Below are 21,213 nucleotides of genomic sequence, written 5' to 3'. Positions count from 1 at the left end.
GGATGCGGTGGGGGTGCCTCCCACGCTTTTAGGGCTGTGGGGGCGCATGAGGCGGAAGTGACGGCGCGCGGAGTGGGCGCGCGCCGGTACCTTCGTGCCCATGGACACGTCCTGGTGGCTCGCCCTCGCGGCGGTGGTACTGCTCGCGCTCATCGCCACGCTCGTGGACGGGTGGGGGCGGGGAAGACGGCCCGAGGGGCGGCGGACCCGGCCTCCGGCGCGGCCCGGGGGACGTACCCGGGGGCGCAGCACCGCTCGTCCCGAGCCCGCGGAGATCTGGTGGGCGAACGTGCCCTACGAGGACGGGCCGGGCGCGAAGGACCGGCCCTGTCTGGTGCTCGCGGTGCGCGGGAAGCGGGTCACGGTCGCGAAGATCACCAGTAAGTACCGGGACGAGCGGTACGGCGTCATTCCGCTGCCGCCGGGCTCGGTCGGGGACACCCGTGGGCGGGCGAGCTTCCTGGAGACGGGCGAGCTGCGGGACGTCCCGGTGTCGGACTTCCGGCGGCGGGTGGGGGTGATGGACCCGGTCGTCTGGGACCAGGTCCGTCACCTCGCCACATAGGGCGCCGTCACTCGCCCCGTCAGGGCCTCGCGGACCCCGAGCCGGCCGATCGTGCCGACCGGCTCACGCCCAGAGCTGCCCCTGGAGCGTCTCGATGGCCTCTTCGGTCGTCGCCGCGGTGTAGACGCCGGTCGAGAGGTACTTCCAGCCGCCGTCGGCGACGACGAACACGATGTCCGCGCTCTCGCCGGCCTTCAGCGCCTTGTTGCCCACGCCGATCGCCGCGTGCAGGGCGGCTCCGGTGGAGACGCCCGCGAAGATGCCCTCCTGCTGGAGCAGCTCGCGGGTGCGGGTGACCGCGTCGGCCGAGCCGACCGAGAAGCGGGTGGTCAGGACGGAGGCGTCGTACAGCTCGGGTACGAAGCCCTCGTCGAGGTTGCGCAGGCCGTAGACGAGATCGTCGTAACGGGGTTCCGCGGCGACGATCTTCACGCCCGGCTTGTGCTCGCGCAGATAGCGGCCGACGCCCATCAGGGTGCCCGTGGTGCCGAGGCCGGCGACGAAATGGGTGACCGAGGGGAGGTCGGCGAGGATCTCCGGGCCGGTCGTGGCGTAGTGGGCGCCCGCGTTGTCGGGGTTGCCGTACTGGTAGAGCATCACCCAGTCGGGGTGCTCGGCGGACAGCTCCTTGGCGACCCGTACGGCGGTGTTGGAGCCCCCCGCGGCGGGGCTGGAGATGATCTCCGCGCCCCACATGGCGAGCAGGTCCCGGCGCTCCTGCGAGGTGTTCTCGGGCATCACGCAGACGATCCGGTAGCCCTTGAGCTTCGCCGCCATCGCCAGGGAGATGCCGGTGTTGCCGCTGGTCGGCTCCAGGATCGTGCAGCCCGGGGTGAGACGGCCGTCCTTCTCCGCCTGCTCGATCATGTGCAGAGCGGGGCGGTCCTTGACCGAGCCGGTGGGGTTGCGGTCCTCCAGCTTGGCCCAGATGCGGACGTCCTCGGACGGCGACAGCCGCGGCAGGCGCACCAGAGGGGTGTTGCCCACCGCGGCGAGCGGGGAGTCGTAGCGCATGTGGATCAGGCCATGCCGCCGGCCACGGCCGGCAGGATCGTGACGTTGTCGCCGTCGGCGACCTTGGTGTTGATGCCGTCGAGGAAGCGGACGTCCTCGTCGTTCAGGTAGACGTTGACGAAGCGGCGCAGCTGGCCATCGTCCACGATGCGGGCGTGGATGCCCGCGTGCCGGGTCTCGAGGTCGGTGAACAGCTCGGCGAGGGTGTCACCACTGCCCTCCACCGCCTTCTGACCGTCGGTGTAGGTACGGAGGATGGTGGGGATGCGGACCTCGATGGCCATGGCTCAGGGCTCCTGTCGGGAGTAGTCAGTCGGGCGCGCGGCAGCGCAAGTACAGCGGGGGTGGTGCGTGTGAGGCGCCGCGGCTCACGGCCGTACGGCGGCAGGGGCAGCGTCAACAGATGGCGCTGGCGAGCCTGCACAGGTCGACGTGCAGCCGCGCCACGAGCAGCATGCCCGGCGTCTTCTCGCTCACGTCGTGGAAAACCATGGGGTCATCGTATCGATTCCCGGTCCGGCTTTTGGAATGTGATCCCACATCGCGGACGCTTTACGGCCGGGGAGTGAGACCGTGCTGTTCAGACCGGCTCAGTGAGCCGCGGTCCGCCCGGCTCAGTACGCCTCGACGACCTTGACCTCCTCCTCCGTCACCTCGCCGTCGACGATCCGGAAGGAGCGGAACTGGAACTCGCCGAGGCCGTCGGTGTCGGCGGTGGAGACCAGGACGTAGTGCGCGCCGGGCTCGTTGGCGTAGGAGATGTCGGTGCGCGAGGGGTAGGCCTCGGTGGCCGTGTGGGAGTGGTAGATGACCACCGGCTCCTCGTCGCGGTCGTCCATCTCGCGGTAGAGCTTGAGCAGATCGCCCGAGTCGAACTCGTAGAAGGTGGGCGACATCGCCGCGTTCAGCATCGGGATGAAGCGCTCGGGGCGGTCCGAGCCCGCCGGGCCCGCCACGACGCCGCACGCCTCGTCGGGGTGGTCCTTGCGCGCGTGGGCGACGATCTGGTCGACGAGGGCCTGGGTGATGGTCAGCATGCTCGTCAGGATAGACAGAGGGGCCGCTCCGTACCGAGGGATGGTACGGAGCGGCCCATATACCGGACGCCCTGAGCGGCAGCCGTCGGGAGCGCCACGAGTGCTCCCGACGGCGGGACGTCCTGGACAAGCAGTTCGGCAACGCCCCTAAGGGGCGCGGGGAACTGCGCGACAAGCCACGTCGGAGCCGCAGACGACCGACGGCCCTTTGCGGCCCCTTCAGTGAAGCGCCTAGCCGACCTTCTCGAGTTCCGGCTCGTCGCCACCGCGAGCGGTGAGCTGCGGGTTGCGCTTCTTGAGGATCGACCAGCCGACGCCCAGGGCGACGGCCCAGCCTGCCGCGACGTACAGACAGACCCGCGCGTCCTTGTCGTACGCGATCATGAAGGTCACGCCGATGAGGAAGAGGAGCGCGACCCAGCTGAACAGCGCACCGCCGGGAGCGGGGAAGGACGAGGCGCGCAGCCGGCCGGCGTCGACCGCGGCGCGGTAGCGGATGTGGCTGACGAGGATCATCATCCAGGTCCAGATGCCTGCCGCGGTGGCGACGGAGGTGACGTAGAGGAACGCCTTCTCCGGGACGACGTAATTCAGCACGACGCCGATGCCCATCAGCGCCACGGACACCGAGATGCCGACGGCGGGCGTCTTGCGGGCGGTGAGCTTGCCGAACGCCTGCGGGGCCTCGCTGTTGGAGGCGAGGTCGCGCAGCATCCGGCCGGTCGAGTACATGCCGGAGTTGCAGGACGACAGGGCCGCGGTGAGCACCACGAAGTTGACGATGCCCGCAGCGAGCGGGATGCCGATCTTGCCGAAGGCGTGGACGAACGGGCTCTCGCCCGCCGAGAACTCGGTCCACTTGACGACGGAGAGGATCACCAGCAGCGCGCCGACGTAGAAGACGACGATGCGCCAGGGCAGCGTGTTGATGGCCTTGGGCAGGGTCTTCTCGGGGTTCTCGGACTCGCCCGCGGTGACACCGACGAGCTCGACGGCGAGGTAGGCGAACATGACGCCCTGGAGCGTCATCAGGCTGGAGCCGATGCCGTTCGGGAAGACGCCGCCGTGCGACCAGAGGTTGGAGACGGTGGCGGTGTCACCGGCGTCGGAGAAGCCGAGGGTGAGCACGCCGAGGCCGATGACGATCATGCCGATGATGGCCGTGACCTTGATCATCGAGAACCAGAACTCGACCTCGCCGAAGATCTTGACGGAGATCAGGTTGACGCCGAAGAGCACCACCAGGAACACCAGGGCGCTGACCCACCGCGGGATCTCGGGGAACCAGAAGTGGATGTAGATCGCGGCGGCCGTGAGCTCGGCCATGCCGGTGACCACCCACATGAGCCAGTACGTCCAGCCGGTGGCGAAGCCGAAGAACGGGCCGAGGAATTCGCGGGCGTACTCGGCGAAGGAGCCGGAGACGGGCCGGTACAGGAGCAGCTCACCCAGGGCCCGCATGATGAAGAAGATAACGACACCCGCGAGGGCGTACATGAGGATGATGCTGGGGCCGGCCTTGGCGATGTTCGCTCCGGCACCCATGAACAGGCCGACGCCGATGGCGCCGCCGATCGCGATCATCTGGACCTGTCGGCTGCCGAGACCTCGCTCGTACCCCTCTTCCGGGGCACCCGTGGCCGTCGCGTCAGTGACCTTCGAAGAGGTCATGTGTAGTGCGCCTTTCTCCATGCCGACCCGGGCCCTTCGTCGGCCTCGGATCGGGTCTCGATCCCCCCGGATTGCTGGAGCTGTGCCCGGCCGACGATCCGTCGGCCATGTGGCGCACCCGGCCGAACATTCGGGTGGTGTTCGCCCCGGGCGGTCGTGAAGATTTATCACGGCCGTAACAGCGATCGGCTTCATGACATGTGGCGCATCACACAAGAAGAACCAGACAAACGCACCGCTACCGCCCGAATCAGGCGGCGGCGTTGACGGGATCGTTATTCGGATTTGAGCGTCCTCTGAGCGAACACAGAACCGTCACTTTCCACTACAAGAGCGTCACAAACCACGTGATGCGTGGCGTCCGGGAGCCGGTGGAGCAGGTCGACATCGCCCTCGTCGGTGATCTCCAGGCGGAGTCGGCGGCCAGGTGCGGGGCGCCGAGGGCGCCGAGCCACTGCTGGGACTCCTCGGTCGACAGCTTGGGGACCCACCGCCCTCAGCTGCGCCGGCGGAGAAACACACGTGAACGACCGAGGCCGACGGCACATCGAAGCTCCAGTGATTCGAGGCGACCAGGAGATCGGTCACCGCGTCAAACCGGAGCTTCGATGCATTCGATGCATTCGTGGCGGCATGGAAACGCGCATTACGGCGCGATGACCGGCACACTCACGTGCTCACCATGACTACGAAGAAGCCTGGAAAACCTTCCAAGACGAGCAATTCACCGGAGTGGTGTCGCCGGAGCCGTCCACCGTGCACACCTTCATCCTGTAGGTGTCCGAGGTATTGAGGTCCACGGTCTTGTAGACCGAGTTATGCGCTCCCGCCCCGTTGTACCAGGAGGCGAGAGGGTAATAAGTGATGGCGGGATCCCGCCAGTACTCCACATACGCCCGCGTGCCGTGACCGTCCGCACTGTCGTCCCAGAGTCCGAACCTGTCTCCGTCTTCGTAGAAGTACAGGCTGCCGCGGAGGACGGAGTTCACGTACAGATTGACGTTCTGGTTCGCGGCGAAAGCGGGAGTGCTGGCGCCCAGCACAATGACAGGAACGGCCGACAGCGCCGCCACCTTCGCGAGCAACCTCTTGGGCATGAAGGACTCCATTATCAATTAGGAGATGAATTGCGCCTCCACGAGATTCACAAAGCTTGCGGCTTTTGAAGATCGTCGGCGTAGCGAAATATTTATCACGCGAGACGGCGACCACCAGTGAGGTAAATCACTCGCAAAGAGGATGAAGATCGTCGAATGCGGTCGCTAGTTGGACACCTCGAATCCTGTTCGTTATCCGGAATTGAGGTTCCGCTGAGCTTCACAGAATGCGAACATTCACCGCGACCACCGAGGGTGATGATCTTGGGCGTGAGGTGACGGCCGGTGACCGTGGTGGTCGTCGGCTGGTGGGGTGGGGTGTTGGGTGAGGGCGGTGGTGCGGTCGGGCCATCGCCCCGAGCCGGGCGGAAGCACGCCGGGCGGGAACCCTCCCGCCAGGAAGCCGGCGGGGGCCTCCCGTCAGGAAGTCACGGCATCAGGGTGCCGACCAGCGTCTCCTGCAGCCCGCCCAGCCACAGATAGGCCATCACCATCGGCTTGCGCGGATCCTCGTCCGGGAGCCGGTAGAGCAGGTCGGTGTCGTCCTCGTCGGCGATGTCCAGGCGGGAGCCGATGGCCAGGCGCAGGTCGTTGAGGGCGCCGAGCCACTGCTGGGACTCCTCGACGGAGAGCTTGAGCACCGCTCCCCCCTCACCGGCGGAGGCGGTGCTGAGCCCGTCCAGGCAGCGGACCACCGTGAGCGCGTTGTCGCGCTTGCCGGCCCGCAGGTCGTTCTCGGTGTAGCGGCGGAACTCCGCGGAGTACGCCCGCTGCTCCTCGGCCTCCTTGGCCTGCGGGGTGCCCTCGGGGTCGCCGTAGGCGTCCGGGAAGAGGCGCTTGAGGACCGGGTCGGCGGGCGGTTCGCTCGGCCCGTCGTTGAACAGCTCGGCGAGCGGGTCGTCGGGGGCGTCCTCGGCGGGGCCGGGGCCGATGAGCTCCAGGAGCTGGACGGCCAGCGACCGGATGATGGAGATCTCGACGTCGTCGAGGGCGACGGCCGCACCGCCGCCGGGGAGCGGTTCGAAGGTTCCTGGCATGGAGGAGGTTCGCTACTTCCGGTCCTGTCGGGGGTTCCCGGGCTGCGGGCGAGCGGTCATTTGCGGTCCTGCTGGAGGGTGGCCCACAGACCGTAGCCATGCATGGCCTGCACGTCGCGCTCCATCTCCTCGCGACTGCCGCTGGAGACGACCGCCCGGCCCTTGTGGTGGACGTCGAGCATGAGCTTGGTGGCCTTGTCCTTCGGATAGCCGAAGTACGACTGGAAGACGTAGGTCACGTAGCTCATCAGGTTGACCGGGTCGTTGTGGACGATGGTGACCCAGGGGACGTCCGGCTCGGGGACGGCGAAGACCTCCTCCGCCGACTCGGTGCGTTCGATCTCTAGGGGAGCGGGTGACGTCACAGAGCCCATGCTGCCACCGCAGGGGGGTGGTCGCACAAACGGGCTGCGCAACCGCGCCTGTTGTGACGTCCGCCCCAGAAATCGTCAAACTGACGAGATGGGGGTAGCATCCATCTCCATGAACACAGCGGACCTTGGGCTGCCGGTGGATGTTCCCTCGACGGCGCTCTTCACGGATCAGTACGAGTTCACGATGCTGCAGGCCGCCATGAAGGCGGGCACAGCCGAGCGGCGGAGCGTGTTCGAGGTCTTCACCCGGCGGCTGCCGGAGGGGCGGCGCTACGGCGTCGTGGCGGGCACCGGCCGCGTGCTGGACGCCGTCGAGAACTTCCGCTTCGACCCGGACGTCCTCGCCTTCCTGCGCGAGCGGAAGATCGTCGACGAGGAGACCCTGGACTGGCTCGCGGACTACCGTTTCTCCGGCGACATCTGGGGCTACCCCGAGGGCGAGGTCTACTTCCCGGGCTCGCCGATCATGCGGGTCGAGGGCACCTTCGCCGAGTGCGTCCTGCTGGAGACGGTGATCCTCTCCATCCTCAACCACGACTCCGCGATCGCCGCCGCCGCGTCCAGGATGTCGTCGGCCGCCGGTGAGCGCCCGCTCATCGAGATGGGCGCCCGGCGCACCCACGAGCTGGCCGCGGTGGCCGCGTCCCGGGCGGCGTACCTCGGCGGCTTCACCTCCACCTCCGACCTCGCCGCGGGCTTCCGCTACGGCATCCCCACCGTCGGCACCAGCGCCCACGCCTTCACGCTGCTGCACGACCGGGAGCGGGACGCCTTCCAGGCCCAGGTGAAGTCCATGGGCCGGGGCACCACGCTGCTCGTGGACACCTACGACGTCGCCGAGGCGGTCCGTACGGCCGTCGAGGTCGCCGGACCCGAGCTGGGCGCCGTCCGGATCGACTCCGGCGACCTGCTGCTGGTCGCGCACCGGGTCCGGCAGCAGCTCGACGAGCTGGGTGCGACGGACACCAGGATCATCGTGACCTCCGACCTGGACGAGTACGCCATCGCCTCACTGGCCGCGGCGCCGGTGGACGCGTACGGCGTAGGCACCCAGCTGGTGACCGGGTCCGGGCATCCGACCTGCTCGATGGTCTACAAGCTGGTCGCCCGCGCGGAGTCCACCGACCCGACGGCGCCCATGGTGCCGGTCGCCAAGAAGTCCACGGGCGGCAAGACCTCCATCGGCGGGCGCAAGTGGGCGGCCCGGCGCCTCGACGAGTACGGCGTCGCGGAGGCCGAGGTCGTCGGCACCGGGCCGGTCCCGGACGCTCTCGCCGACCGGCAGCTGCTGGTCGAGCTGGTCAAGGGCGGTGACGTGGTGGCCCGTGAGTCGCTGGACGTCGTACGGGACCGGCACACCGCCGCTCGCGCGAACCTGCCGCTGTCCGCGACCCAGCTGTCGCGCGGGGAACCTGTCATCCCGACGGAATATGTCAACGGGCGCTCGGGGAGCCTGACGGGGTCGTGAAGCGAGTGCGCCCGGCGCGCTCACTCCATGCCCCCTCCCGCACCGCCCCCGAAGTCTCTAGGCTCGGAGGTTCATGGCCGGGCCCGCACGCTCCGCACCGCCCGACCTCAGCGTCCATAACCGAAGGACACCGACCATGCGCCGCGCCTTGATCGTCGTAGATGTGCAGAACGACTTCTGCGAAGGAGGCAGCCTCGCGGTGGCCGGCGGTGCCGACGTGGCCGCCGCCGTCACCGAGCTGATCGGGCAGGCGGCCGGGTCGGGCTACCAGCACGTCGTGGCCACCCGCGATCACCACATCGCCCCCGGCGGTCACTTCTCCACGAACCCCGACTTCGCCCACTCCTGGCCGGCGCACTGCGTCGCCGGCACGGAGGGGGTCGGCTTCCACCCGAACTTCGCCCCCGCGGTCGCGTCCGGCGCGATCGACGCCGTGTTCGACAAGGGGGCGTACGCGGCGGCGTACAGCGGGTTCGAGGGGGCCGACGAGAACGGGGTGCGGCTGGCGGACTGGCTGCGGGCCAGGGAGGTCGTCGAGGTGGACGTGGTGGGCATCGCCACGGACCACTGCGTGCGCGCGACCGCGCTGGACGCGGCGCGGGAGGGTTTCCGTACGCAGGTGCTGCTGGATCTGACCGCCGGGGTGGCCTCGGAGACCACGGACCGAGCGCTCGAGGAGATGCGCGAGGCCGGCGTCGAGCTGACGGGCAAGCCGGTCGTCGCCTAGGCCGCCCGGCGGCTCGTACACGCCCTCGCGCAGTGGCTCACGCCGGTGCCGCCGGGCGCCTCATCAGCGCCCTGATCGGGTGCCACAGCTCCTGGGCGAGGTCCGGGGCGATCGCGACACCGTTGTCAGGTGCCGTTCGCCATATCAGGCCGTCGGGGTGGTGCAGGACCGCCGTGATCTCGTCGGGGGTCGGCGGGGCGGCGTTGCCCCGCAGGTAGACGGCGCGCATGCCCAGATTGCGGAGCCTGGTCAGGGCTCGGGCGCGGTTGTGGGCGTGCACGAGGACACGGACGCAGCCCGTGCCGTCGGCGGTGGGTCTGGGCAGGTTCAGCGCCACCACGACGCTGCCGGTCGGCAGCTTGCAGAAACCTCCTGCGGCCATGCGGTCACACCCCCGTGCGAGTCGGTGTCAGGGTCGATGTCGGTTCCGGTGTCAATAACGGAAGCACAGGGTGCACCTAAACACGATCGGCGGCAACCCCGCCAGGGGGTCACCGCCGATAGCGCTCTGACCTGCGAAAATGCGGATTACTTCACCGCGGGACCAACTTCGAGCTCGATCGTCGAGCCGTCCTTGGCCTCCTTGACGATCTTGATCTTGGTGTTGGTGTCAGTGATCTTGACACCCGCGGTCGGGTTCGCCGCGTCGTAGTACGTGCTGGTGCGGTCGTTGAAGACCGACACCCCCGCACTCGACGGGATCTTGGTCGCGACGTCCGCGTTGTGCAGCCACATGCCGTCCGTGCGGAACTTGCTGAACGGCGAGTCGTAGGACTGGATGCGGTTGCGCATCAGCGTGCCGTCGGACCACTTCAGCGCGGTCGGGTGGGAGTCGATCGGCAGGACCAGGCCGGTACCGGGGTGCTGGCTGGTGTTGTTGTCCTGCTGGGAGGTGTCCCACTTCCAGATCAACAGGCCGTTCTGGTACGCGTAGTGCTCCACCCAGTCCGGAAGGCTCTTCGAGAAGCCGAAGTTGTACGGGCCGGTCTTCAGGGTCTTGTCGTACGACACGTACTGACGGTTCTCGGCGATGTAGTACTGCGCGTAGTCGTCCGTGATGGACGCGCCGATGCGCGAGAAGCCCTTCGTCTTCCAAGCGGCGTCGGCGGCCTCGGCGTTGTCGGAGAACACGGCCGTGCCGTCGGCGGTCACCGTGATCTGGTCGGCCGCGAAGCCCTTCTGGGCCACGCCGCCGTCCGTCTGGTAGCGGAAGCGCAGGTCGATCTTCTTGCCGGCGTAGGCGTCCAGCGGGAAGGCCAGCTTCTTGTACGCGTCAACCGTGCCGGTGATCGCCGGCTTGCCGCTGGCGTCCTTCGGGATGGCCGCACCGTCGACCGTGCCGTCGATGGCGGTCCAGTTGGCGCCGCCGTCGGTGGAGACCTCGGTGTAGAGGTAGTCGTACTCGGCCTCGATGTCGTACCAGCCGTCGAGGGTCAGCGAGGCCGCCGACTTGCCGGTGAGGTCCACCGAACGGGTCAGCGTGTTGGCGAGGTTGTCGCCGCTGCCGCTCCACCACTGGTTCGCGCCCTGCGCCGGGGCGACGATCTCGGTGGTGACCTTCTTCTTGGGCAGGTCGACCACGAGGGCCTGCTTGTGCTTGGTGTTGTACTCGGCGACGCCCAGCTTGTGCCAAGAGTTCGTCCCGGCCTTGGCCGTGTCGTACTTCAGCCAGCCCAGCTGGAGCTTGTCCCAGGCGGTCATGTCGCCCGGCAGATCACCGATCTCGTTCTTGCCGGTGCCGAGCCAGGAACCGGAGGACATCAGGGTCCAGAAGCCGGTGGAGTTGTCCCCGCCCTGGGTGTCGTAGTGGTCCGGCAGACCGAGGTCGTGGCCGTACTCGTGGGCGTAGACGCCGAGGCCGCCGTTCTCCGGCTGGACCGTGTAGTCGCCGACCCAGACGCCGGTGTCGCCGATCTTCGCGCCGCCCAGCTTGTTGCCCTCGGGGCCGGTGGCACCCGCGTCGGTGCCGAACGCGTACCAGCGGTGGGCCCAGATGGCATCGGTGCCCTGCGCGCCGCCGCCCGCGGACTCGTCCTCACCGGCGTGCACGACCTGGAAGTGGTCGATGTAGCCGTCGGACTCGTTGAAGTTGCCGTCGCCGTCGAAGTCGTAGCGGTCCCACTGGTCGAACTGCTTGACGTCCGCCTTGATCTCGGCGTCGGTCTTCCCAGCTGCCTTCTGCTGGGCGACCCACGCGTTCAGACCGTCGCTGACGACGTTCCAGACACTGGAGCAGTTGGTCTGGCCGCAGGCGTTGTTGCCGTAACGGGCCTCGTTGTAGGGCACCTTGACCCAGTCGGAGACCTCGCCGTCGACCGTGTAGCGGCCGGAGGACTGCTTCTCGTAGTACTTCTTGACCGACTCGGTCTTCTTGCCGGTGCCGAAGTACAGGTCCTCGAAGTGCTTCTGGTTGTAGTCGGCCTTCCAGGCCGTGGAGTTGTCCTTCTTGCGGTCGGGCTTGGCTATCTGGTTGTGCAGCGGGCCGGCCGTGCCGCCGAACTCGCTGACCTTGTCGCCGAACTCGACCAGGATCGTGAAGATCTTGTCGGTCTTCTCGCGGCCCAGCTCGACGTACTTGCTGTCGCCCTTCTTGCTCTTCAGCTCGACGACCTGCGAGCCGTCGCGCTTCTTCGCTTTGGTCCGGCCGGACAGGACCTGCTTCAGGGCCTCCTCGCGCTGCGCCTCCTGAGTCTTGCTCATCGGGCCGTCGAGGTTGTGGTCGGCGTGAGTGTGCTCCGCCGGGTCGTGCCGCTCGACGGACGCCGCCGGCGCGCCTTCGTCGGCCTGAGCCACCGCGAAGGTCGAGAAAGTCGCCGCTGCGGTCGCGAGCGCGACGGCGGTTGCCGCCGTTCGGAACGTCCAGGGTCTGCTGGTCACTTGCTTCCTCCCCCGCGTCCGGGCACGCGGAAGGAAGGGTCCTGGTCGTGGAGTTTCCGCGTGCGCCTGATGGACGCGTGTAGTCAAGTGACGACATTTGACTAGAGGTTAAGCAGAAAAAACAGACCTTGACTTGGACAGGTCAACGCATTATGCGGAGGTGTTGTTCGTTTAGCGGACAACGACCTTTCCGGCAATGGGCGCGTGTCGCTGTCCACTTGGTGGACGAGATGACTCCGTGCGCCCCCCGTGCACCGGCCCTGTTGGTCAGGTCACGCTTACGGTTTGTTCCACTCGGGCATGCACGCCGTTAGAGTCGGATGGCGGAACGCCCGGACGTCGGCGGAAAGCCAGGCCGAGACCCCCGTGCACACCCGATTCCGAGGACACGATGATCATGCCTCGTCCGACTGCCGCACAGCTCGCCTACGGCTCGTGCACCGTGATCTTCTCGACGCTCGCCATGCTGCTGCTGTCACAGACCAGTTCGGGCGTGGGGATCGCGGTCATCGCCGTATCGGCGCTTCTGCTCGGGCTGCTGGTCGCCATGACGGTGCCCATGCCCAAGAAGCCCCGCGTGGTGGCGGTGCGCAAGCCCGTACGCACCGAACGGGAACAGGCCGAGGAGCCTGTCCTGACCCAGTCCTGACGCACGCAGGCCGCCGGCAACCGACTCCGGTTGCCGGCGTCGGCGTCAGCTGGTGCTGACCACCACCGTCTTCGCCGACTTGTCGTGCAGGCCCTGCTTGTAGGGGCGGTCGAAGTAGCTCCAGCCACCGCAGATCACGGTCCAGATGCAGGCGCAGCAGAACGCGAACGGGATCCACAGCACCGCCGCACGGATCAGCGAGGTCTGCACGGAGGGCGTGGCGCCGTTGTCGAGGTTGGCCACCCGCATGTCGAGCAGCTTCTTGCCGAGCGTCTGCCCCGTCGTGGCGGTGAAGTAGGTGTCGTAACCGATGAAGAGCACGGCGGCGACGAGTGACTGCAGGAACGACTTGCCGTACTCCACCTTGTCGGTGTCCACGTCGTACTCGGTGACGCCGAACCCCCATGTGAGCAGCCAGACGACGACGCCCACCAGGATCATGTCGATGATGCGGGCCAGCGTGCGCTTGCCGCTGCCGGCGAGCGGCGGCATCCCGGCGAGCGGGTCGGCGGGCTGACCGCCGCCGCCGTACGGGTCGCCTCCGTACGGGCCGCCGCCGCCGTAGGGGGGCGGGGGCTGGCCGCCGGGAGGGGGCGGAGGCTGGTCGCCGTACGGCGGCTGATCACCGTACGGCGAACCCGAGCCGCCGGACGGGGGCGGGGGCTGCTTCTTGAACGGATCGTCTTCCGGGGGCTGCTGACCGGGGCCGGGAGGCGGTTCGCTGCTCATGGCCCGAGTCGACCGCGAACCGCGCGGCTCCGCATCCCGCGCGGGGCCGTCCGGGCTACGGAATCATCCGGGCCGTTTGCCGTATGCGGTCACCCCGCAACGAACGTACGCGCCGCCTTGTCGTGCCAGCACTGGTGCCAGGGCCGGTCGAACAGGCACCACAGCACGCCGACGACGCCGACGGCGAGCAGGCCGGGGATGCTGTAGACGAGCCAGCGGCGCAGGGCCGCGCCGAACACCGGGGGTTCGTGGGCCTCGATGTCCCGCACCTCCAGGCCGAGCAGCTTCTTGCCCAGCGTGCGGCCCCACTTGGCGGTGGGCAGGACCTCGTAGACCACTCCGAACAGGAGCAGCACGGCCAGGATGACGCCGAGATACGCGGAGGTCGTGCCGTCCAGCAGCCAGACGGTGACCGTCTCCCCGGAGAGCTTGGCGGCGTCGATCTTGTCGTTGACGTGGTCGAGTGCCTTGCTGCCGAGGGGGACGGCGGCCACGGCGGTGACGGCGGCCAGCACGACGGTGTCGACCAGCCGGGCTGCCAGCCGCTTGCCGAGGCCCGCGGGGCGGGCGGCGGCCTGACGCATGGCGGCCGCCTGGAACGGGTCCAGGGTCGGCGGCTTCCACGGGGCGACCGGCTGGTCGTCGCCGGGGCCCGCGAGCCGGTGCACCTGCTGCGCCCAGGACGACTGGCCGCCGCCGGAACCCGACGACAAGGGCGTGCCGGCCGCGGCCGCCTGCTGCGTGCCGCCGGACTGCTGAGGGATGCTCGGGGAGGCCTGCTGCGGGGCGGAGAAGGCCGCGGGGGCGCCGGTGGCGGCCTGGGCGGCAGCCGCGGCCCCGGCGGCCGTGTGAGCCTGTTCCTGGGCCCCTGCGGCCCGTTCGGCAGCGGCCTTCCCGGCGCCGAAGCCGGGGCCCTGCGGGGCGCCGGCCGCGGAGGGGCGGTCCGCGTCCGGACGTGCGGCGCCCGAACCGGCGGACGCGCCCGTGCTCCCGGACTGCGCCCCGGCCGCCCGGCCCTGCTGCCCCGTGCGCGGGGACAGCGCGCGGATCGCCATGGTGCCGTCGACGGGGGCGGGGCCGCCGGGGCCCGGGATGCCGGGAGTGGCCTGGCCGCCGGAGTCCGCCACGGGCCTGCGCATCATGAACGTGTCACCTGAGGCGACGCCGCCTGCGGGCGCGTCCGGTTCGGCGGGCGGTACCGAGGCGCTGCTGTCCGTGCGGGCGGTGCCGCCCGTGGCCGCCGCCGCGCGCGGGTCCCTCGGGTCGGGCTCCTGCGGGTTGCCCCAGGAGACGCGGTGGTCCTGCTCGCCGCCGAAGCCGGCCTGGTGGGCCGGGTCGGCACCCCAGGCTGACGCCGGCTCGGGCCGGCTGCCGTGCTGGGCGTCCGCCGGCAAGGGCCCCTGGGCCGGCTCCTCGTCGAAGAAGTGCGGGCCGGTCTCCTCGACCGAGGCCGGCGAGAGCCCATCGGGGTTCGCGCCGGGCGGCGGCGCGAGCGATTCGCCGTCCGTCGGCGCCGGACGGCTGGTGCCCGGCACCCAGGAGGCTCCGTTCCAGTACCGGACATATCCAGGAATGGACGGGTCCGGGTAATACCCTTCGCGGGGCCTGTCGTCACCTGGGGCCGGGGTTGGGGCGCTCATGTCCGTCGTCCGGTATCTGCTCGTGGGTCAAATAGAGGCCTCCACATCTATCAGACCGACGCAACAGGCACCGCCAGTCCCGTAGGACCCACCCCTTTCCGGGCAACCTCGTACACGTACTTCACACGAGCGGAAGCAGAACGCGACACAACGGCCCCACACCCCCGCGCCCGGCCCCGCGTCACCCGATCGGGCACGGCCACCCCCGTCGGTCGGCCGGGGGTCCGGGGGTTGGCCCCCGGGAAGACACAGCCGGACCGACGCAACAACCACCATGTGCGGTACGGCCGTGGGAGCGGGGGCGGGAAAAAGTTCTGCGGACCCGCGTAATGGTCCACCCCTGTGCTCCCTCTCCACTCGTACGGGCCCGCCCACACAGGGCAGGCATGCGTCACGAGAGAGGAACGCACGCCATGGAGCACACCGTCGTCGAGCGCGAACTGGAGCTCAGGCTGATCCTGTCGCCGGAGCGCAGCGTCTGCGTGCCGGCGCTGCTGAGCTATCACAGCGACGATCCGTACGCCGTCCACGTCGCCTTCCACATCAACTCCGAGCACCCGGTGCACTGGACCTTCTCCCGCGAACTCCTCGTGGAGGGGGTGTTCCGGCCGTACGGGCACGGGGACGTGCGGGTGTGGCCGACGAAGGTCGAGGGCCGCAGTGTGGTGCTGATGGCGCTGAGTTCGCCGGACGGGGACGCGCTGCTGGAGGCACCCGCGGCGCAGGTGTCGGCCTGGCTGGAGCGGACCTTGCGGGTGGTGCCCCCGGGGACTGAAGGCGGGCAGCTGGGGATCGACGACGCGCTCGACCAGCTGCTCGCCCAGTGAGCGGTGCCCGAGGGACGGATCAGAACAGCTTGCCCGGGTTCAGGATGTCCAGCGGGTCGAAGACCTGCTTGATGCCCCGCTGCATCTCGATCCCGACGGGGCCGATCTCACGCGCCAGCCACTCCTTCTTCAGGACACCCACGCCGTGCTCGCCGGTGATCGTGCCGTCGAGTTCCAGGCCGAGGGCCATGATCTCGTCGAAGGACTCGCGGGCGCGCCGGGACTCGTCGGGGTCGGCGGCGTCGAAGCACACGGTCGGGTGGGTGTTGCCGTCGCCGGCGTGGGCGACGACGCCGATGGTGAGCTGGTGCTTCTCGGCGATCCGCTCGACGCCCTCGATCAGGTCGCCGAGCCGCGAGCGGGGCACGCACACGTCGTCGATCATCGTCACGCCGCGCACCGCCTCCAGCGCGGTGAGGGACAACCGCCGCGCCTGGAGGAGGAGTTCGGACTCGGCCGCGTCATCCGCCGGGACCACCTGGGTGGCGCCGGCCGCCTCGCACAGGGCTCCCACGGCGGCGAGGTCGGAGGCGGGGTCCGGGGTGTCGAAGGCGGCCAGGAGCAGGGCCTCGGTCGTCTCCGGCAGCCCCATGTGCGCGAGGTCGTTGACGGCCTTGACCGTCGTACGGTCCATGATCTCCAGCAGCGACGGCACATGCCCGCCGGCCATGATCCGGCACACCGCGTCACAGGCTTCCGCCGCGGACGCGAACTCGGCGGCCAGGACCAGTTGCTGCGGCGGCTGCGGCCGCAGCGCCAGGACGGCGCGTACGACGATGCCGAGCGAGCCCTCGGAGCCGACGAAGAGGCGGGTCAGGTCGTATCCCGCGACCCCCTTGGCCGTACGGCGGCCCGTGGACATCAGCCGCCCGTCGGCGAGGACGACCTCCAGGCCGAGCACGTACTCGGCGGTCACCCCGTACTTCACGCAGCACAGGCCGCCGGAGGCGGTGCCGATGTTGCCGCCGATCGTGCACATCTCCCAGCTGGAGGGGTCCGGCGGGTAGTACAGGCCGTGTTCGCCCACCGCGCGCGAGAGGGCGGCGTTGATGACGCCCGGCTCGACGACGGCGATGCGGTCGACGGGGTTGATCTCCAGGATGCGGTCCATCTTGGTCAGGGACAGCACGATGCAGCCGTCGGAGGCGTTGGCTCCGCCCGACAGGCCCGTCCGGGCGCCCTGCGGGACGACCGGGACGCGCAGGGCGGTGGCGGTGCGCATGACGTGCTGGACCTCTTCGACGGTCCGCGGCAGGACGACGACGGCGGGGGCGCCGGCCGGGCAGAAGCTGGCCATGTCGTTCGCGTAGGCGGCCGTGACGTCGGGATCGGTGAGGACGGCCTCGGCAGGCAGACCCGCGAGCAGCCGCTCGGTGAGGTCACCCCGGGCCTGGTCGGGTGCGGCTTCGGTACGGCTCATGATCACAGCGTCGCACTCGGGGCCATCGGTGTGAACCCCACGTACGGCGGTCGGGTTCGGACGGGTGTGGTCGTCGTATTGACGCATGGCTTGACGCACAGTGAGCGCCATGGAGAACAGCGCCGCGGGGAGCAGCGGCATGGAGAACGACGCCTCGCAGGACGCGGTGCAGGACGCGGTGCAGGACGCGGTGCAGGACGCGGTGCAGGACGGACCGGGCGCGCCGGGACGTCGGCGGCGCATCCGGCGGCGGGTGCTGACGGCCGCGGTGGCGGGGTGTGCCGTGCTCGGCGGGGTGCTGGTACTGCTGCCGTGGGGTCCGGGTGGGACGCGAGCGCCGTCACCGGCACCGGGGGCGCAGGCGCTCGCCGCGGTCACCGCGGGCGTGCCGGCCGCGCTGCCCGATCTGGCGGTGCTGATCGACGAGCGGGAGAGGCATCTGCAGGCCCATCCGGGGGACGCCCGTTCGTGGGCGGTGCTGGGCGCGGCGTATGTGGAGCAGGGGCGGCGCACCGCCGAGCCGGAGTACTACCCGAAGGCCGAGAAGGCGCTGCGTACGTCGTTGAAGGTGCGGGACCCGAACGCCGAGGCGCTGGCCGGCATGGCGGCACTGGCGAACGCGCGGCGGGACTTCGGCGCGGCGCGGACCTGGGGCGAGGCGGCGCTGAAGGCGGACCGCAAGCGGTGGACGACCTATCCGGCCCTGATCGACGCCTACACGGGGCTGGGCGACCACAAGGCGGCCAAGCGGACCCTGGACCGGCTGCTGGACCTGCGCTCCGGTCCGGCGGTGCAGGCCCGGGCGGCGGCCGTCTACCGGGACCGCGGCTGGCGGGAGGACGCGGCGGTGGCGCTGTCCGACGCGGCGGCCGCCGCCGAGGCCCCGGCCGAGCGGGCCGCGTATCTCGAACGGGCCGGGCAGCTCGCCTGGGAACGCGGCGACCTGGACGTGGCCCTGCGGCACTTCCAGGCGGCCGTACGCCTCGACCCCGACCAGCGGGCCGCGCTCGCCGGGCAGGGGCGGACGCTGGCGGCACTGGGCCGTACGACGGAGGCGCTGAACGCGTACCGGGCCGCCCTCGCCAAGCAGCCGCTGCCCGAGTACGCGCTGGAACTGGGCGAGTTGTACGAGGCCCTGGGCATGGGGCAGGCGGCGCGCGTGCAGTACGACCTGCTGCGGGAGCGGACGGCACGGGCCGCGGCCGGCGGGGTGGACGACGAATTGGTGCTGGGCCACTTCGAGGCGGACCACGGCGACCCGGACTCCGCCGTGCAGCGGCTGCGCACCGAGTGGCGCCGGCAGCCGGGGGTCGCGGTGGCGGACGCCCTGGGGTGGGCGCTGTACCGGGCCGGGGAGGCCGAGGAGGCGCTGAAGTTCGCGAGGCTGGCGAACGACAAGAAGCGCGGGGGCGGGGTGCGCAGCGCGCTGTACGTCTATCACCAGGGCATGATCGAGCTGGAACTGAGGATGTCCGGGGCCGCGCGGCGGCATCTGCAGGAGGCGTTGCGGATCAACCCGCACTTCTCTCCGACGCGGGTGCCGCTGGCCGAGGCGACGTTGAAGGAGCTGGGGGAACCGTCGGTGGAGGACGTACCGGACATGGACGCCAAGCCGAAGCGGCGGTGACCCGTCCCTACAGCACCGCCGTGCCGATCAGCGCGTTGCGGCCGAGCCCCGCCAGTTCCGCCTCCGGCATCCCCTGCGTGTGCTCCGGGCGGCGGGGCAGCACCATGTAGCGCGTCTCCGCGCTGGAGTCCCACACCGTGATCCGCGTGTCGGCCGGCAGGTCGAGGCCGAACTCGGCGAGGACCGCCCGGGGTTCGCGGACCACGCGGGAGCGGTACGCCTCGGACTTGTACCAGCTGGGAGACGGGCCGAGCAGGCGGATGGGGTAGCAGGAGCAGAGGGTGCAGACGATGACGTTGTGCGTCGACGCGGTGTTCTCGACGACGCGCAGGCGCTGGTAACCGCCGTCCATGAAGCCCAGTTCGCGCACGGCCGCCGTGCCGTCCGTCAGCAGACGGGACTTGAAGTCCTCGTCGGTCCAGGCACGCGCGACTACCTGCGCCCCGCTCGCCGGCGAGGCGCCCGCGAGGAACGCGTCGATCGCCTCGTCCAGTTCCCCGCCGGTGAGCACACCCTTCTCCTCCAGGAGGGTCTCCAGGCGCCGCACCCGGCGGGCGATCGTCGCGTCGGAGTGGTCACCGCTCATCGCCACGGTCCTCTTCCAAGTAGCTTTCCCACAGATCCAGTACGACGTGATGGTCGCCCTCGCCCCACAGGTCACGCGCCCGGAACCGCACCGCGTACACCTGCTCCACCGGCACGTCCGCACGCCCCTGCGCGCTGACGTCGGCCAGTTCGGCGGGCCCTTCCGGCTCGATCACGACGCCCCGCTTGCCGCGTGCGTAGCGGGGCAGGCGGGTGTGGTGGGCCGGGTCGTGGAGGTACGTCACCACACGCGACCCCGGGGCGAAACGGTCAGCCATCGAACTCGTCCCGGTCCAGCTCGCCGGGCTCCAGCACGCCCTTGCGTTCGAGGAGGTCGCTGATCGCGAGGAACCAGCGTTCGTAGTACGACGCCGCCAGGTACTCGCGCGGCGGGATCGACTCGATCGCGTCCCGGAACTCGTTCAGATTGAAGATCTGCTGCCCGCGCAGGGCGTTCCAGATCCCGAAGACGCGCGCCTCCCAGTCGGCGTGGAAGGGCTCGGAGTCGTCCGCGGTGTCGACGGGACCGAATCCCTCGACGCCGCCGACGTCGTTGATCCTGGCCATGGGGTCAGCGTACGGCGGTACGGCGTGCGGGTCCCCCCGTGGCACCCGCACGCCGGAAGAGGATCAGCCTGCCGTCAGAGGTTCCCGCGCTTGGCCTGCTCCCGCTCGATCGCCTCGAACAGGGCCTTGAAGTTGCCCTTGCCGAAGCCCATGGAGCCGTGGCGTTCGATGATCTCGAAGAAGACCGTCGGGCGGTCCTGGACCGGCTTGGTGAAGATCTGCAGCAGATAGCCGTCCTCGTCGCGGTCCGCGAGGATCTTCAGGTCACGCAGGGTCTCGACGGGAACGCGGGTGTCGCCGACCCACTCGCCGAGGGTGTCGTAGTACGAGTCCGGGGTGTCGAGGAACTGAACCCCGGCCGCGCGCATGGTGCGTACCGTCTCGACGATGTCGTTCGTGTTGAGCGCGATGTGCTGGACGCCCGCGCCGCCGTAGAACTCCAGGTACTCGTCGATCTGCGACTTCTTCTTGGCGATGGCGGGCTCGTTGATCGGGAACTTGACCTTGAGCGTGCCGTCGGCCACGACCTTCGACATCAGGGCGCTGTACTCGGTCGCGATGTCGTCGCCCACGAACTCCTTCATGTTCGTGAAGCCCATGACCTTGTTGTAGAAGCCGACCCACTCGTTCATGCGGCCGAGTTCGACGTTGCCGACACAGTGGTCGATCGCCTGGAAGGTGCGCTGGGCGGGCGGCTCGACCATGGGGCTCGCCGCCACATAGCCGGGGAGGTACGGGCCGTCGTAGCCGGTGCGCTCGACGAGGGTGTGGCGGGTCTCGCCGTACGTCGCGATGGCGGCCAGGACGACGGTGCCGTGCTCGTCCTTCACCTCGTACGGCTCGGCGACGGACGTGGCGCCGTGCTCGATCGCGTACGCGTACGCCTGCCGCGCGTCCGGCACCTCGATGGCGAGGTCGACGACGCCGTCGCCGTGCTCGGCCACGTGCTGGGCGAGGAAGTGGCCCCAGGTGGTGGCGGGCCTGATGACGGAGGTGAGGACGAAGCGGGCGGAGCCGTTCTCCAGCACGTAGCTCGCGGTCTCGCGGCTGCCGTTCTCCGGTCCGGAGTAGGCCACGAGACGCATGCCGAAAGCGGTCGAGTAGTAGTGCGCCGCCTGCTTGGCGTTGCCCACGGCGAAGACGACCGCGTCCATTCCCTTGACCGGGAAGGGGTCGGCCTGCCGGGCGGTGTCGGGAGTGTGGTGTGTGGTCTGCGTCATAAGCGCAGCCTCACGCCATGCGGCAAGGTGCGCAATAGTTTGGTTTTCGGCTGGGCAATCTGCTCAGTGATGGGCCCGGCTC

Annotated in this window: 23 protein-coding genes; 6 read left to right on the top strand and 17 right to left on the bottom strand. The window is 69.7% G+C overall.

All coding sequences use genetic code 11. The features are described 5' to 3' along the window. Positions 1–100 precede the first annotated feature (100 nt). The gene (locus ACZ7L5_RS25240) at positions 101–565 is read left to right on the top strand and encodes a type II toxin-antitoxin system PemK/MazF family toxin (protein WP_471518971.1); all 465 of its coding nucleotides are present in this window, start codon (positions 101–103) and stop codon (positions 563–565) included. Positions 566–628: 63 nt separating this feature from the next. On the opposite strand, the gene ACZ7L5_RS25235 is transcribed toward ACZ7L5_RS25240, so the two are convergent. From ACZ7L5_RS25235 to clpS, 8 genes are all read right to left on the bottom strand, one after another. After that, positions 629–1,579 (bottom strand): PLP-dependent cysteine synthase family protein, encoded by a 951-nt coding sequence (locus ACZ7L5_RS25235; RefSeq protein WP_383239337.1) that lies wholly within the window; start codon positions 1,577–1,579, stop codon positions 629–631. A gap of 5 nt (positions 1,580–1,584) precedes the next feature. Beyond that, positions 1,585–1,863 carry a MoaD/ThiS family protein gene (locus tag ACZ7L5_RS25230; RefSeq protein WP_328881365.1) on the bottom strand — a complete coding sequence of 93 codons (279 nt, stop codon included), beginning with the start codon at positions 1,861–1,863 and terminating at the stop codon, positions 1,585–1,587. A gap of 112 nt (positions 1,864–1,975) precedes the next feature. Then, the gene (locus tag ACZ7L5_RS25225; RefSeq protein ID WP_316959376.1) at positions 1,976–2,071 is read right to left on the bottom strand and encodes a putative leader peptide; all 96 of its coding nucleotides are present in this window, start codon (positions 2,069–2,071) and stop codon (positions 1,976–1,978) included. A 122-nt stretch (positions 2,072–2,193) separates the two neighbouring features. Beyond that, positions 2,194–2,616 carry a M67 family metallopeptidase gene (locus tag ACZ7L5_RS25220; protein WP_328881364.1) on the bottom strand — a complete coding sequence of 141 codons (423 nt, stop codon included), beginning with the start codon at positions 2,614–2,616 and terminating at the stop codon, positions 2,194–2,196. Between the two features lie 231 nt (positions 2,617–2,847). After that, positions 2,848–4,287 (bottom strand): amino acid permease, encoded by a 1,440-nt coding sequence (locus ACZ7L5_RS25215; RefSeq protein WP_471518969.1) that lies wholly within the window; start codon positions 4,285–4,287, stop codon positions 2,848–2,850. Between the two features lie 686 nt (positions 4,288–4,973). Continuing rightward, positions 4,974–5,384 carry a hypothetical protein gene (locus ACZ7L5_RS25210; protein WP_365059226.1) on the bottom strand — a complete coding sequence of 137 codons (411 nt, stop codon included), beginning with the start codon at positions 5,382–5,384 and terminating at the stop codon, positions 4,974–4,976. Between the two features lie 428 nt (positions 5,385–5,812). Beyond that, the gene (locus ACZ7L5_RS25205; RefSeq protein WP_328881362.1) at positions 5,813–6,421 is read right to left on the bottom strand and encodes a DUF2017 domain-containing protein; all 609 of its coding nucleotides are present in this window, start codon (positions 6,419–6,421) and stop codon (positions 5,813–5,815) included. Between the two features lie 56 nt (positions 6,422–6,477). Beyond that, positions 6,478–6,795, bottom strand: a complete 318-nt coding sequence (gene clpS, locus ACZ7L5_RS25200; RefSeq protein ID WP_471518967.1) for an ATP-dependent Clp protease adapter ClpS — start codon at positions 6,793–6,795, stop codon at positions 6,478–6,480. Positions 6,796–6,904: 109 nt separating this feature from the next. Here clpS and ACZ7L5_RS25195 point away from each other — a divergent pair, with 109 nt between their 5' ends. Both ACZ7L5_RS25195 and ACZ7L5_RS25190 read left to right on the top strand, forming a co-directional pair. After that, on the top strand, positions 6,905–8,263 hold the full coding sequence (locus ACZ7L5_RS25195; protein WP_471518965.1) for a nicotinate phosphoribosyltransferase: 1,359 nt from the start codon (positions 6,905–6,907) through the stop codon (positions 8,261–8,263). 136 nt (positions 8,264–8,399) lie between these two features. Next, positions 8,400–8,990: an isochorismatase family protein gene (locus tag ACZ7L5_RS25190; protein ID WP_328881359.1), complete on the top strand. Its 591-nt coding sequence runs from the start codon at positions 8,400–8,402 to the stop codon at positions 8,988–8,990. Between the two features lie 37 nt (positions 8,991–9,027). On the opposite strand, the gene ACZ7L5_RS25185 is transcribed toward ACZ7L5_RS25190, so the two are convergent. Beyond that, positions 9,028–9,372, bottom strand: coding sequence for a hypothetical protein (locus tag ACZ7L5_RS25185; protein ID WP_328881358.1), 345 nt, complete (start codon positions 9,370–9,372; stop codon positions 9,028–9,030). 146 nt (positions 9,373–9,518) lie between these two features. Further along, positions 9,519–11,867 (bottom strand): immune inhibitor A domain-containing protein, encoded by a 2,349-nt coding sequence (locus ACZ7L5_RS25180; protein WP_471518963.1) that lies wholly within the window; start codon positions 11,865–11,867, stop codon positions 9,519–9,521. A gap of 391 nt (positions 11,868–12,258) precedes the next feature. On the opposite strand from ACZ7L5_RS25180, the gene ACZ7L5_RS25175 reads away from it, so the two are divergent. Further along, the gene (locus ACZ7L5_RS25175; RefSeq protein ID WP_328881356.1) at positions 12,259–12,516 is read left to right on the top strand and encodes a hypothetical protein; all 258 of its coding nucleotides are present in this window, start codon (positions 12,259–12,261) and stop codon (positions 12,514–12,516) included. A gap of 45 nt (positions 12,517–12,561) precedes the next feature. Here ACZ7L5_RS25175 and ACZ7L5_RS25170 read toward each other — a convergent pair whose 3' ends face one another. Both ACZ7L5_RS25170 and ACZ7L5_RS25165 read right to left on the bottom strand, forming a co-directional pair. Continuing rightward, positions 12,562–13,245: an RDD family protein gene (locus ACZ7L5_RS25170; RefSeq protein WP_328881355.1), complete on the bottom strand. Its 684-nt coding sequence runs from the start codon at positions 13,243–13,245 to the stop codon at positions 12,562–12,564. Between the two features lie 89 nt (positions 13,246–13,334). Further along, a complete protein-coding gene (locus tag ACZ7L5_RS25165; RefSeq protein ID WP_471518961.1) occupies positions 13,335–14,885 on the bottom strand; it encodes an RDD family protein in 1,551 nt (516 codons plus the stop codon). Between the two features lie 413 nt (positions 14,886–15,298). On the opposite strand from ACZ7L5_RS25165, the gene ACZ7L5_RS25160 reads away from it, so the two are divergent. Next, positions 15,299–15,712, top strand: a complete 414-nt coding sequence (locus ACZ7L5_RS25160; protein ID WP_471518959.1) for an SsgA family sporulation/cell division regulator — start codon at positions 15,299–15,301, stop codon at positions 15,710–15,712. Positions 15,713–15,731: 19 nt separating this feature from the next. Here ACZ7L5_RS25160 and ACZ7L5_RS25155 read toward each other — a convergent pair whose 3' ends face one another. Then, positions 15,732–17,138 (bottom strand): FAD-binding oxidoreductase, encoded by a 1,407-nt coding sequence (locus tag ACZ7L5_RS25155; RefSeq protein ID WP_471519486.1) that lies wholly within the window; start codon positions 17,136–17,138, stop codon positions 15,732–15,734. 103 nt (positions 17,139–17,241) lie between these two features. Here ACZ7L5_RS25155 and ACZ7L5_RS25150 point away from each other — a divergent pair, with 103 nt between their 5' ends. After that, positions 17,242–18,759 (top strand): tetratricopeptide repeat protein, encoded by a 1,518-nt coding sequence (locus ACZ7L5_RS25150; protein ID WP_471518957.1) that lies wholly within the window; start codon positions 17,242–17,244, stop codon positions 18,757–18,759. A 7-nt stretch (positions 18,760–18,766) separates the two neighbouring features. Here ACZ7L5_RS25150 and ACZ7L5_RS25145 read toward each other — a convergent pair whose 3' ends face one another. The 4 genes from ACZ7L5_RS25145 to hppD all read right to left on the bottom strand — a co-directional run bounded on the left by ACZ7L5_RS25145 (position 18,767) and on the right by hppD (position 21,131). After that, positions 18,767–19,345 carry a nitrile hydratase subunit alpha gene (locus ACZ7L5_RS25145; protein WP_471518955.1) on the bottom strand — a complete coding sequence of 193 codons (579 nt, stop codon included), beginning with the start codon at positions 19,343–19,345 and terminating at the stop codon, positions 18,767–18,769. After that, positions 19,335–19,622 (bottom strand): SH3-like domain-containing protein, encoded by a 288-nt coding sequence (locus ACZ7L5_RS25140; protein ID WP_328881351.1) that lies wholly within the window; start codon positions 19,620–19,622, stop codon positions 19,335–19,337. Before ACZ7L5_RS25140 ends, ACZ7L5_RS25145 begins: the two co-directional genes overlap by 11 nt. Beyond that, positions 19,615–19,911 (bottom strand): hypothetical protein, encoded by a 297-nt coding sequence (locus tag ACZ7L5_RS25135; RefSeq protein WP_363039440.1) that lies wholly within the window; start codon positions 19,909–19,911, stop codon positions 19,615–19,617. Before ACZ7L5_RS25135 ends, ACZ7L5_RS25140 begins: the two co-directional genes overlap by 8 nt. A 74-nt stretch (positions 19,912–19,985) precedes the next feature. Beyond that, positions 19,986–21,131: a 4-hydroxyphenylpyruvate dioxygenase gene (hppD, locus tag ACZ7L5_RS25130; protein WP_471518952.1), complete on the bottom strand. Its 1,146-nt coding sequence runs from the start codon at positions 21,129–21,131 to the stop codon at positions 19,986–19,988. Positions 21,132–21,213: the final 82 nt, after the last annotated feature.

Source organism: Streptomyces sp. NPDC107528, from assembly GCF_055639295.1.
The sequence above is the reverse complement of the archived record's forward strand: the minus strand, read 5'-3'. Positions and strand labels throughout refer to the sequence as shown.